A 12,035-nucleotide genomic window follows, 5' to 3' on the forward strand; every position below is an offset into this window, starting at 1 on the left:
GGCAAACCGCTGTGCCTACGGCTAGACACCCAGCTACGACCAAAGCCAACTTGCTCAAACTGATCTTATTCAGCACTTCGTGCTCCTGGCCGTTATGGTTTCAGCGCTAACACCGCTGAGGTGGCACGTCAGTTTTGTCAGACGCTCAGCCCAATCCCGCCAGATGCGCCGTTGCGCATTCTCTATATTTGCGCATGCATTTATGCCAGCACGAGTTGATGCTGATCGGTGGAATATTTATTGACAAACGGCATCGCATTCAAACCAGCATCATTATTTCTAAGTGGCGGCATTGGCATACCATTCTGTGTTTGGGCACGCGAATGAACTGCTCAATGGTGGGGAGAATCACTCGCCCAAAGCTGCGGCCAAGTTATGCATCGCGTCATCGCCTTCTCGGCCCAGACCGGGCTGGTTGACCGAGAAAACATAGTCGTCCTTCTCGCCGACCTTGTCGATGTGACATTGCGCGCATCGCGCAGTTGCATGTGGCGCTGAGAACGGCTTGTAGGGCGGCTCTTGGTGACCATACGAAAAGTATGCCCATCCACCGGCCTCCGCGGGGTAGCGTTTTGTGTCTTTCAACATCACAGCTACGCCAGTGTATCCGTGCTGGAATATGGCTTTACCAAACCATACGTTGCAAATATACGCTGGAGGACCGTCGCAGCTTTTCGGATCTGTACTCGTAAAACTAAATTCTTTAACGATCAAGGTTCCTTCCGGCCATTTTCCAGTTTTCATGAAGGTCCTGTACGCATTGGGTTCAATATAGACGTTGTGATATTCCGGAGTGTCTGTCAGCTTCTCGTCCAAAAGCGATAGGGCAATCGGCTCCCACGCCGTGTAAGCGTGCACCCAGGTTCGGTAGCCCTTGGGGACTGCTGCCTCGCCCTTTTTGTTGAACGACATCTTTGCGACAGGCAATGGTAGGCCGTTGGCATCCAAGTTCGAAGCGGTGGCAGGTGGTGAAGCCACAGCAGGCACTGGGTTCTCAGAACACCCACTCAAGAGCGCGACGCCTAGGAACAAGAGAACTGCGGCTGACATCTTCATAAGGCGTGCGCTCTCTATCGGAAAAGTGGCCCAATGCTCATGCGTTTATTTCAGATCGATCAAATAGCATCTGACACGCTGAGCACGATGGTGCCATTGAATTGCCGAACGTATTCCTTTCGGTTTCGGCATAACGCTATGCGCAATTAACACCAATCAGCTTCAGCGTTTGACGAATACTGTTCCGGCATTGATGCGAAGCGGGTATGGGGTGGATCTGGAAAAGCACCTGTCCTGGCACTCCAAACCGCTTATTCCTAAATTTCATTGCGCTAAGCGTGTATTTTTCCCTGATTCAACATGTGCTTGGCGCACACATTGTCCCCAATAGGAGGTGCTATATGAACGCGCTCTACAACCTGCAGCCTAAACTTGCCAATGTAGGCACGTTTGTTCTTCGTTACAGCCTAGTCCTGATCTTCCTCGGCTTTGGTTTGTTCAAGTTCACCGCCTATGAAGCCGCTGCCATTGCTCCTCTGATCGAAAACAGCCCCTTCTTCTCTTGGATCAATGCTCTGGGCAGGCAGGGCGCATCTAACCTGATTGGCACTATTGAAGTGATTACGGCAATTCTTATTGCCCTTCGCAAGCCGTTTCCCAAGCTATCGGCGGTAGGCAGCTTGATGGCCTCCTTTGCTTTGGTGGGAACCCTGAGCTTTCTCTTCACAACCCCAGGCATTGATCCAAAAACGACCACTGCGGGCTTCTTGTTCAAAGACCTTGTCCTGCTCGGTGCAGCGCTCTGGACAGCTTCCGAGGCCCTGCTCGGCGCCAAGCAGCGCGACAACCCGCTCTAGCCGCTCCCCTGCTCATTGACTGACATCCGGGCGGAGATACGATTCATGCACTATGGCGAATACAAACATCGCGACCCATCGCTGATTAGGGAAATAGTTGAAACTTTCCCGTTTGCGGCAGTAATGGTAAACGGCCCCCTCGGGCCTCGAGTGGCTTTAGCGCCGCTCACCTACCGAACCGGTGAGACTGAGAACGGCGCGATCCAATTTCACTTGGCATTGATCAACCCCATTACGCCTTCGATGACTGAGGGCACTCTCATTACAGTGTTGGTCCAGGGCCCTGGGTCTGGCATTTCGCCCAGCTGGTATGATAAGAGCTTCCCAACTGCGGGATCGGATCGCAGTCAGACGGCACCTACCTATAACTACCTGAGCCTGGTGCTGCAAGGCGAGCTGAGGCACATGGACGATGCGACGCTGCAAGCGCAGATCGCAACCCTTGTGCTGGCGCATGAGCCATCGAGCGGCTGGCAACTCGACGAGCTTGCACCCAATCTGTGGTCCGAATGGCGACGGCAGATACGCGGATTTCATTTTGAGATTGGCCAATTCGATCTCACCGCGAAAATAAGCCAAGGGGATTCCCCTGGAGATCGATCTGGCGTGGCCGCCGGCCTGCGTGATCGCGGCCTGCTAGACGATCAATCAATGGCTCGCATTGTCGAAAGATATGACGGAACGCCCGAATCGCTGAAAGCAGCAATACGTTCCTTGCATGTCAAATAGGTCCTTCTATTTGATAGTTCGGGACGATCGAGTGTTCCTACTCCGACGCAACGCGAAACAAAATCAATGTCTATATGAGCATGGATAGTAACTTCTTCAATCGACCAGATTCATCCCCAGAGGAGCCCGGTCCTCAGGCAGCCCGTGGTAGGGAAGGGCTGCGGAACTGTCGAGTAATCTGGTGATCGCGGTGCTTGCCACGGCCCTTGCTTTTTGGCTCGGCTATTCCGTTAACCAAAGCGGAACCTGTCTCGTTTCGGCGGCGCACGAAGTCGTTCATCATCGCCGCGCGCGACGAGTAGTGGGATTGACCGTTGCCTCCTTGGCAGCCGGGTTAGTTACCGTGCCCTTAGCCTGGTCGCCAGTTGGCACGATGTTGGCGGGCTCCACAGGCATCAGTCTTGCGCTGCTCTCGGGGGCAGTCGCTTTTGGGCTAGGAGCGCTAATCAATGATGCATGCCTACTGGGCTCTTTGGGGCGCTTGGGCAATGGAGAGTCCAGATTGCTAGCCCTGCCGCTAGGTCTAGCGACAGGCTTTCTACTGACGCTTGGCCTCTATAGGCCAAATTTTGAAGTCCAGCCGAGTGTCCTCAGCTCGCCAAGCCCGGTGAACCTCCTCGTTCTGGCAAGCTTTCTACTAGCGCTGGTCGTGCTCATCGCCTTTCTCCGTAGGAGCGCGCAGAAAGCAATGGGTGCGCGCACAGCGGCGATGAGCATGGTCGTTCTTGGCCTCTCCGGTGGCGCGCTCTATGCCCTTATGCCCGCGTGGGCTTATACAGACCTACTGCTTGCCCACCTACCCTTTGGCCTTGGCAAGACCAAGGATGTGGCTTTGGCCACTGTCCTAGCAGCCATCGCCGGCGCCATCTTCTCTGCATATCGCAAACGCACCTGGCGTCCTCGGGGAGCTTCCCTGCGTCAGCTGGGAAAAACGTTCACCGGAGGAGTCCTGATGGGTACCGGCGCCGCCTTGATCCCAGGCGGCAACGACAGCCTCATCCTAGCGGCCATTCCCGCACTTTCCTCCAGCGGCATCATCGCTTATCTAGTGATGTTTCTTGTCATTAGCTTGGCAATGATGTTAGCTCGGCCAAAGTCCGCTTCACACCTGGGTGTGGGCTAACAGACTCTGATAGAGCACCGTCACGGCTTGAGAGGCCGTGAGATGGGATTTCCCCGGCTATGCATAACTTCATGCCAAGCATTTCCCGTAGTGGAACTGGAATAAATAGACATACATTGATGCAAGTTGCGAACCTAATGCGCCGCTCTTTTCTCGCCTATTCGCCCTGCAACTCCGGAGGCAATATGGCGGTCGTTGCCACAAAGACGGCAAACGAATTCGTCAGATCGCACTTGATGAAGTTGTTGCTATGGGCTTGACTAGGACGACCGCAAGGGCCGAAAAAACGCCCGTATCTCTTCGGCCAACAGTTCGGGCTGCTCTAAAGCCGCAAAATGCCCACCCTTGGGCATGGAGGTCCATCGGCGGACTTCGAATACCCGCTCCACCCAGGACCGCGGCGGTGTCGGCAGCTCCTTGGGAAACAGTGCCATGCCCATTGGCGGCGTAACGCGCTCCCTCGCGGCGAACGCCAACGGCTCGGCCCGATTTTCCTTGTAGATCCGCAAGGTGGCATCCACGTTCCCGCTGAACCAATAGATCGAAATCTCGGTAAGAAGCTCGTCCAAGCTGAAAACGAGCTCGACATCGCCCTTGCAATCACTCCAACTGCGAAATTTCTCTGCGATCCACGCTGCTAATCCGACGGGTGAATCTGACAGGGAATACGCCAAGGTCAAAGGCTTGGTGCCCTGCTGGGCGGCGTAGGACCCCTCACTACCCACCCACGCCGCCGCCTTGGCCAGGAAGGCTTCTTCCTCCGCTGACGCCGGTGCGATGCCTACGCCCAGCGCAGGCTTGAAGCTGCCAGGAATGTAGTTCAGTTGTAGACCTATCAGACGCTCCGGATAAAGCCTGGCGAGCCAGGTCGAAACCCCGGCACCAATGTCTCCGCCCTGAGCGGCAAAGTTGTCATACCCAAGTCCGCTCATGAGCTCCGCCCACATCTGCGCTATGCGTTTCGAGCTCATTCCTGGTTGCGTCGGAGCCTGAGAAAACCCAAATCCCGGCAGCGAGGGCACCACGACGTCGAAGGCATCCTCAGCGCTTCCCCCATGCGCCGCCGGATCGGTGAGCAGGGGCAAGATCCTCTCAAACTCAAGGAATGACCCTGGCCACCCGTGAGTCATCACGAGCGGCAGCGGCTCCGGACCGTTGCCCCTTTGATGCACAAAATGCACATCCAGCCCATCAGCGTTTGCCAGAAACTGGGGCATGAGATTCAAACGTGCCTCGTGCTCTCGCCACTCGAAGCGGTGTCGCCAGTGATGCACCAGGCGCTGCATGAAGGCCAAGCTCGCTCCATCTTCCCAACTCGCGGCACTCATCGCATTAGGCAATCGAGTGGCGTCCAAACGCTGGTGCAACTGATGGATCTGCTCGTCAGCGATGGCAATCTTGAACGGTCGGAGATTCATCTCTATTCCTACGGAGGACGCGCAGGCGCTCCCCAATTCTGCGGAGCCATGGACAGCTGCGCCTTGGGAGAAGTGTCCCTTAGCCGCTAACCCAAGCAAGGCTAGCAAAGCTTGTCTCTCGCGCCGCGACAGAACACGTGCCGATCGAACCTCTAACTGGCCTGGGTAGAGCGAGCCCGCCTCGTTTCGGTGCGGAGCCGAACTATCCACATTCGGTATAACACGATTCGTATGAGCATGAATCGACTGGCACCAAGTTACATTCTGTGCTTGGGCCTCACCTACATGGCGCGATGCCGGCAGGTTAGGTTAATATCCACAACCTCGGGACTGACTAACTGTTAGGAAGCTCACGCAGACTGGTCGAGCGATTTCTTGTCGCTGCGGATCCCGAATCGCCGCCTGTATTCGCTCGGGGATAGGCCCACGAGTCGAACGAAGAGCCGCCTGAATGCGGCTACGTCGCTGTAGCCAATCGCCCATGCGATGCGGTCGATCGGGTCATTGGTGAACTGCAAATGCTCTCGCACTTTGCCGATCCTCAGATGCTGGACATACTCTGTGGGTGTCATATCGGTCGCCGCCTTGAAGCGGCGTAGAAATGTGCGCTGCTCCATACTGACTTCCCGTGCCAGATCTGGCACGGTGATAGAGCGGCCGGGGTCTGCCTGTAGCTTGTGCTGCACCTTCAAGATCGCTTCATCACCGTGAGTCAGCCGGGGAGCAAAAGTGCTGTAGTGCCGCTGCTCCCGTCCTGCAGGGTCAATCAGAAAGAACTGTGCTGCTTCGATCATGATGGTTGGACCGAGAATGCGGTCTATCAATCGCAGTCCTAAGTCTGTCCAAGCCATCATGCCGCCGGCGCTGAGTATGTCGCCGTCTTCAATGAGGACCTTTGACGCGTCAACTTTTGCATCCGGAAAACTCGCTTGAAGCTGATCTGCCTTGGACCAATGAGTAGTCATTGAGCGACCCGACATCAGGCCCGTCGCCGCCAACACGAAAGCGCCACAACCTGAGGAGGCTAGCGTCGCACCCTCTGCATGCCGCTCCACCAGCCACTTTGCAAACGGTGCGGCCTCCTCGTCATCCAAAATGCGATGCGTCGGACCCGGCGCTAATGCAGGGGCGATAAGAACGTCGGGGCTGCGGTCCGTTCCAGGGTGCGTGTCGTGGCAGCGAGTGATAGCGCCAGCACTATCCATTTTCCAGTGGGTCAGACGCAGAGGCGGCCCTCCCCGTGCCACCGAGAAGCCGCTGGCGACCCCCAGCAGGTCGGTCATTCCATGAACCATCGCCGGATGGTAACGCGGGTAAAGCAAGAGCCCCACCTCGACCGTATGGGCCGATGATCCCGTTCGGACGGCGTGGCGGCCTCTTGGACCAGCTGTAGTGTTCATGAGCCGATTGTCGTTTTTGGCGCGCATTTTGTCGGATGTAGCAGTTCCAAACCTATATCAACGGCGGCATGCTGAATGCCAGAGGCGCTTGTAATCACCAACGGCCCATCGAGCTGGCAGTAGCCGTTAAGCGGAATAATGATCCTCCTCAAACTATCAAAAAGAGAATTTGGCCGCTATACGAGGCTGTCATCGCAGTGAGTTTTAACCGCCCACTCGTCGCTGACAATTATAGCAGTTTTTGACAGGCACTGAGTAGGTTTATCTACCCTCCACAAAGGGGAGCTGTTCGCACTCAATTGGTGCGCTCCCGCGTGTCAGTAGATCACCTTGACCATTTCTTAGCATACGGAGCGGCAATGACACTGCGGATGGACGACCTGGCCGATTTGATTGCGCTGTCAGCGGTGGCTGAGCTGCGCAGCTTCACCCGCGCCGCTCTCAGACTCTCCATCTCTCAGTCCGCACTAAGCAGGACTATTCGCAGCCTAGAAGAAAGGTATGGAGTAACCCTGCTCGCTCGAACAACCCGTAGCGTGTCCGCCACAGAAGCGGGTCAAGCGCTTTTGGAAGCAGTTCGGCCTTCGCTCGAAGTTATTGAGGATCAGTTGTCGCACTTGGAGAGATGGCGCAAGCGCCCTGTCGGTCGTCTTCGGGTAAGTGCGGCTCGTCAAGCGGCGCTTACCGTGCTTTGGCCAGTTCTACCCAAGTTCCTAGCTGAGAACCCAGAGGTTGAGATCGAAATTTGCGCTGAGGGCGGCGCTGCCGATCTGGTAAGCAACCGTCTCGACGCCGGCATCCAATTCGGCATGGATATAGACAAGGACATGGTGGCAATCCCGATTGGAAGACCGATGCGAGCCGCAGTAGTCGCGGCCCCTTCCTATTTTGCATTGGGATCGATCCCGCTAACCCCATCTGAATTACTGGAACACCGATGCATCAACTATCGAATGACCGATAATGGACCCAGCCGGCCCTGGCGCTTTAGTTCAGATGGAATGCACAGAGACATAAAAGTGAACGGCGGGCTGATTTTCAATGATGATCAGCTTGTCGTGAACGCGGCCCTCGCCGGCATGGGTTTAGCGTATGTATTTGAAGACCAAGTGGCAGACTACATTCGTGAAGGTCGGCTCCAACGCGCACTGGAAGATTGGTGCGCGCCTTTCCCTGGCTACCATCTCTACTATCCCACGCGCCGCCAAGTTCGACCAGCCTTAAGGCGGCTGATTGACGTCCTGAAAGATGCCGAACGCACGAGTTCCGAATCAGACCCTACGCACCTAGTGAACGCTCATCCCATCGACGTGCCCGCCCGCGTCGTGGAGGCCGCAGCGAGCAATTAAAGCAGATCGCCCCAGTCAGGCACTTAGTCGCGATTCCTATACTCTGCCGGCAGCCAATCGTAGCCATCACCGTTACGGCGAAGATGGCCTATTCCCGGGAAAGGCAGATGGCCCACCGCGACCAATTGGCGTTCGTTAGTGGCCTGGGCAAATTGTTGGATGCGCTGATCGCGTGCTGCGTCCTGATCGACATCGAAAGTGATCGTGACGCTTGGTTTAGCGAATTGCACCTTGCCCACGTGCATGATGTCGCCCCAAAATTCGATACTTTCGTCGCCACTCTTGACTAGGTAGAAGCTATGGCCTGGCGTGTGTCCAGGCGTGGGGATCGCGGTGATGCCAGGCAGAATCTCAGTGCGGCCTTTAAAAGTTTTGACCTTTCCAGCGCGTAGGTAAGGGCCCACTGTCGCCAAAGCCTCTTTTACGAACTTTCCGACCGCCTCATTCTGGAGCTTGCTTTTGTCCAAAAAGTAGTCAACATCTTCCTTTGCCACGTGCACAGTTGCATTGGGAAAAAACATGCGCTCGGCACGCACAAGCCCTCCTGAGTGATCGGTATGAATGTGAGTGATCAAGATATCCGTGATTTGTTCCGGCTTATAGCCGGCCGCTTCAAGACTTGCCGGCAGTTTCCCGCCTACCGGGCCAAATAGCTCGCCAGCACCCGTGTCGACCAGCACGACACGCTCACCCGACGCAATTACATAGGTATTGATAGACGTTTCCAGCGGATTCTTCGCAAAGCCATCCTGTAGAAGCGTGTCCACTTCTTCGGGCTTGATGCCGCGTAGGAGCTGATGCAGATCCAGAGGCACCGTCCCGTCGCTCAGCGCACTAATTCGCAGACTTCCGACACTAAACCGATACACACCCGGCACTTGGGGGAGGGAGCGCAGATCGGTGGAGGGGGCCATGTCCCGCTTTGCATCGGCCTTAGCGATGCCACCCGCAGCCAATGCGGTCAACATAGCCAGAAAGAAAACGGCAATCTCTGAGCGGGCGAACGTCTTCATCTCGTATTCCTGGCAGCTAAATTAGGTCAGCGCAGTCGTGGCGCGTCGGAGCAAACTCAGTTCGGCGGCTCGGCCAAAGGCTTGTCGGTATCTACGATGTAGGTAACGAGGACCTTCATTGGAACCTTACCGGTATTGGTAGCGGCATGAGCCGTTTTAGGCGCGATCTTGAAGCTCTCGCCCGCCCGCAATGTGCGATCAGGCTCTCCACGCGTTTTGAGCAGGAACTCGCCCTCAAGCACATAGCCGACTTCGTAGTCTTCATGGATATGCAAACCCGCCGTGGCACCCGGAGCAATGTTGGCGATGCCCAAGATCTCATGCTTACCCGGCGCGTCTGCAAGAACGACCTTTTGCAGCTCCGTCCACTTGATACCTTCGATTCCGCCGGGATCCCGGTCCTGGGCGACTACTGTGCCTACGGCAACGCCTACAGCGACGATTAAAGCAACCTTGCTGATCTGTCGCACTTCATTCTCCTAGCCGTTAGCGGATTGAACGCGAGCGCTGCCCAGGTGGCATGCCACTCTTGTAAGACGCGGAGGCCAAGCCTGCCAGATCTGCCACTTCTCAGTTCCTTCATTTGCGGCATGCATCTATGTGCACACGCGATAATGCGGACATGTCGAGAAATGAGCTTGAATCGCGCTGCGTGGCGACCGCGACCATGCCTGGTTCACGGTCGAGGATTCCGGCCCCGGCATCGCCGAGGCAGCGCGTGAGCGCGTGTTCGAACGTTTCCACCGCGAGCTTGGCAGCGGCGTGGACGGCAGTGGGCTTGGCCTGGCAATCGTGCGCGAGGTGGTGAATGCGCACGCCGGCGCCATCGTGCTCGATGCCTCGCCGACCCTGGGCGCTGCGCGTCAGCGTCCGCCTGCCGCTATGAGCAAGATGAAAGAGAACATATTGCCAAACTCGACGTAGGCAATGTCGAACAACGGCGATCTGAGTTGATCGCACACTGGCATATCTCCGCTTCTTCCAATGCTCCAATTCCAACTGGGGCTTCCATCTTTGGGCGAGAACATCCAGGCAGCCACGGATTCAGGAGCGACGAGCCAGCACTTGATTTTGCTGCTTACCCGGCTTGCAAGCTTGCCGCTTCGTCGTTGACCAAGAGCAGCGGTTGCGCCGCAGCCGAGCCGATTGGCAGGCGGGATTCGGCGCCCGGGGTCACGACGATGCCAACGCCTTCGGACTGAACTCCGTCTCATAGCTCCTGCCGGTCTGACAGCTCGTGTCCCGTGTATTCCTCCCGCATCTCCCGATGGACCCCAGCCGCCTTCAGCGCGCCGATGACCGTATCCCGGAAGCTGTGGTGCCCCACCCTGCCGCCGCCGCGCGCCTTGATGCCCAGCTTGACCAGGTAGCGTGAAAACGCGTGCTGGGTCCGGCCTGCCGGGCCGTTCTTGGCATCGAAGCTGAGCTCGGGGAAGAGCTTCGTCTCGCCGGCCGCCCTCAGCCGCTCCACACGCTCCCACAGGCCCAGTTTGATGAGATCCCGGTGCACGGGGGTCTTCCGCTCGCTGGCGTCCGTTTTCAGGCTCTTGTCCTCGCCCATCCAGGTGAAGTGGAAGATCGGGATGCGTCCTCCTCCCTGCAGTCCTCCAGCTCCAGCCTGGCCACCTCGTTGGAGCGGGCGCCGGTGTAGAGCAGGATGAGCGGGAGCCACCGGGCAGCGTCGCCTTTCAACTGCTTGAAATTCTCCGGGTCGAGATGCGCTTGACCTGGTCGGGGGTGAACGCCTGCGAGCCATGGCTCTTCGCCCGCTGCTTCTTCAACGGAGGCGTGACCGGAGGCCGGGTTGTCGCCCTGCGGGTAGTGCCCAGCGGTCTGCGCCCACTTGATGAAGTCTGCGCAGGCCGAGAATCGGTTGGTGATGTAGGTGATGACCCGCTTCTGCGCGGTCTCGTGCAGGAACCATTCCGAGAGTCGGTCCGCGTCAGCACCTTCAGCAACACGGGACTCTTGCCCTTGCGCAGGCTCGCCACGAAGACCTCCAGGTCCTTCAGGGCCCGGGGTTTCTGAACGATGGTCTTGGCGGTGTTCTTGTCCTGGATGCTGACCAGATACTTGTCGCGGGCGTCGGCGAGGGTCAGGCCGGCGGGCCGGGCCTCGCCGATGGGCTTGACGACCCTGCGCGGCGGGAACGGTGCGGCGACGGCACGGGCACCGAATGCCGCGCGGCCAGTTGCCGGAACAGCGACAGGTCCTTGTCGTCGTTGATCTCCACCTGCCCGAACGAGGCCCCGCCTGGCAACTTCACTTCCTTGAGGATCAGTTCAAGCGCCGACGTGCCCTCCAGGCTCCTCAAGAGGCTCATCCAGCTCCTTCCCCATGCTGCCGTTCCTGATGATGGCTGCGAAGGCTCGAGCATAGCGCTGCTGCATCAGCAACGCGTAGCCAAGCGCCGTGCGATCGCACGTCGTGCCGGTGCTGCGCTTGACGACTTTGCGCCCGAAGCACGCCTGCAAATCGGCCGGAATGCGCAAACGAACGTAGTAGCGGCCGGTCTCGCCGCGCGTGAGGTAGTGCGCTACTCGCATGGAAGTGTCCAAGCGAGTGTCCAAGGTCGAGAAAAGAAAAGCGCCCGCAAATCGTTGATTTGCGGGCGTTTTTGACAACTGGCGGAGTGAGAGGGATTCGAACCCTCGATAGAGCTTTTGACCCTATACTCCCTTAGCAGGGGAGCCCCTTCAGCCGCTCGGGCATCACTCCGGATCTTGCTGCGCTGTTGCGGTCTTCCGCGACAGGCCGCGAAGGATACCGGTTTGTGGTGCCTCAGGTAAACCCTTTCAGCGTATTAGTCCGAAGAATTCTCGGTATGGCCGCCGGAACCGTGCGAGGTGGGTTCATCGCCGCGCTGGATGCGCTGGTAGATCTCTTCGCGATGCACCGCGACGTCCTTGGGCGCGGTGATACCGATACGCACTTGATTGCCTTTGACCCCAAGCACCGTCACGGTGACCGAATCGCCGATCATCAAGGTTTCGCCTACGCGGCGAGTCAGGATCAACATTTTTTGAATTCTCCAGAACCGGTGACTTCCCACCGGTACGGCGTCCCGGACAAGGGCGCCTCACGACCAAAGGGAAAAAGAAGATCGATGTTAAGGGAAGCCGCGCCCTGCCAGCAAGGCTAGGCGGCTTC

At 57.5% G+C, this 12,035-nt stretch carries 13 protein-coding genes, 1 tRNA gene and 1 pseudogene; 5 read left to right on the forward strand and 10 right to left on the reverse strand.

Features of this window, described 5'->3' with window-relative positions; translation table 11 throughout:
- Window positions 1-348: 348 nt before the first annotated feature.
- Window positions 349-912, reverse strand: a complete 564-nt coding sequence (locus tag JR065_RS17780) for a cytochrome P460 family protein (RefSeq protein ID WP_206235699.1) — start codon at window positions 910-912, stop codon at window positions 349-351.
- Between the two features lie 485 nt (window positions 913-1,397).
- Between JR065_RS17780 and JR065_RS17785 the strand changes: the two genes are divergently transcribed.
- The 3 genes from JR065_RS17785 (at window position 1,398) to JR065_RS17795 (ending at window position 3,705) form a co-directional block, all read left to right on the forward strand.
- Window positions 1,398-1,853 carry a YkgB family protein gene (locus tag JR065_RS17785; RefSeq protein ID WP_206235701.1) on the forward strand — a complete coding sequence of 152 codons (456 nt, stop codon included), beginning with the start codon at window positions 1,398-1,400 and terminating at the stop codon, window positions 1,851-1,853.
- Between the two features lie 45 nt (window positions 1,854-1,898).
- Window positions 1,899-2,582 carry an FMN-binding negative transcriptional regulator gene (locus JR065_RS17790; protein WP_206235702.1) on the forward strand — a complete coding sequence of 228 codons (684 nt, stop codon included), beginning with the start codon at window positions 1,899-1,901 and terminating at the stop codon, window positions 2,580-2,582.
- Window positions 2,583-2,772: 190 nt separating this feature from the next.
- Complete coding sequence (locus tag JR065_RS17795; protein WP_343237298.1) at window positions 2,773-3,705, forward strand: YeeE/YedE thiosulfate transporter family protein; 933 nt, start codon at window positions 2,773-2,775, stop codon at window positions 3,703-3,705.
- 260 nt (window positions 3,706-3,965) lie between these two features.
- On the opposite strand, the gene JR065_RS17800 is transcribed toward JR065_RS17795, so the two are convergent.
- Both JR065_RS17800 and JR065_RS17805 read right to left on the reverse strand, forming a co-directional pair.
- Window positions 3,966-5,123, reverse strand: a complete 1,158-nt coding sequence (locus JR065_RS17800; RefSeq protein WP_206235704.1) for an epoxide hydrolase family protein — start codon at window positions 5,121-5,123, stop codon at window positions 3,966-3,968.
- 350 nt (window positions 5,124-5,473) lie between these two features.
- Window positions 5,474-6,406, reverse strand: a complete 933-nt coding sequence (locus JR065_RS17805; protein WP_241093725.1) for a GlxA family transcriptional regulator — start codon at window positions 6,404-6,406, stop codon at window positions 5,474-5,476.
- Window positions 6,407-6,894: 488 nt separating this feature from the next.
- Here JR065_RS17805 and JR065_RS17810 point away from each other — a divergent pair, with 488 nt between their 5' ends.
- Window positions 6,895-7,872 carry a LysR family transcriptional regulator gene (locus tag JR065_RS17810; protein WP_206235706.1) on the forward strand — a complete coding sequence of 326 codons (978 nt, stop codon included), beginning with the start codon at window positions 6,895-6,897 and terminating at the stop codon, window positions 7,870-7,872.
- Between the two features lie 23 nt (window positions 7,873-7,895).
- Here JR065_RS17810 and JR065_RS17815 read toward each other — a convergent pair whose 3' ends face one another.
- A complete protein-coding gene (locus JR065_RS17815) occupies window positions 7,896-8,885 on the reverse strand; it encodes an MBL fold metallo-hydrolase (RefSeq protein WP_206235707.1) in 990 nt (329 codons plus the stop codon).
- A 56-nt stretch (window positions 8,886-8,941) separates the two neighbouring features.
- Window positions 8,942-9,355, reverse strand: coding sequence for a cupin domain-containing protein (locus JR065_RS21825; protein WP_206235708.1), 414 nt, complete (start codon window positions 9,353-9,355; stop codon window positions 8,942-8,944).
- A 211-nt stretch (window positions 9,356-9,566) separates the two neighbouring features.
- Here JR065_RS21825 and JR065_RS17825 point away from each other — a divergent pair.
- A pseudogene (locus tag JR065_RS17825) lies at window positions 9,567-9,809 on the forward strand (sensor histidine kinase); the annotation flags it as partial.
- 286 nt (window positions 9,810-10,095) lie between these two features.
- On the opposite strand, the gene JR065_RS21585 reads toward JR065_RS17825, so the two are convergent.
- The 5 genes from JR065_RS21585 to csrA form a co-directional block, all read right to left on the reverse strand.
- On the reverse strand, window positions 10,096-10,446 hold the full coding sequence (locus JR065_RS21585) for a hypothetical protein (protein WP_241093726.1): 351 nt from the start codon (window positions 10,444-10,446) through the stop codon (window positions 10,096-10,098).
- A gap of 534 nt (window positions 10,447-10,980) precedes the next feature.
- Entirely contained in the window at window positions 10,981-11,208 is a 228-nt protein-coding gene (locus tag JR065_RS21590; RefSeq protein WP_241093727.1) for a hypothetical protein, read from the reverse strand.
- On the reverse strand, window positions 11,168-11,443 hold the full coding sequence (locus JR065_RS21595) for a DUF6538 domain-containing protein (protein WP_241093728.1): 276 nt from the start codon (window positions 11,441-11,443) through the stop codon (window positions 11,168-11,170). The genes JR065_RS21590 and JR065_RS21595 overlap by 41 nt, the downstream gene beginning before the upstream one ends.
- Window positions 11,444-11,510: 67 nt before the next feature.
- Window positions 11,511-11,603: transfer RNA gene (locus JR065_RS17835), tRNA-Ser, on the reverse strand.
- Window positions 11,604-11,688: 85 nt separating this feature from the next.
- A complete protein-coding gene (gene csrA, locus JR065_RS17840) occupies window positions 11,689-11,904 on the reverse strand; it encodes a carbon storage regulator CsrA (RefSeq protein WP_206235709.1) in 216 nt (71 codons plus the stop codon).
- Window positions 11,905-12,035: the final 131 nt, after the last annotated feature.

The organism is Xanthomonas sp. (genome assembly GCF_017163755.1).
Taxonomy (GTDB): domain Bacteria; phylum Pseudomonadota; class Gammaproteobacteria; order Xanthomonadales; family Xanthomonadaceae; genus Xanthomonas_A.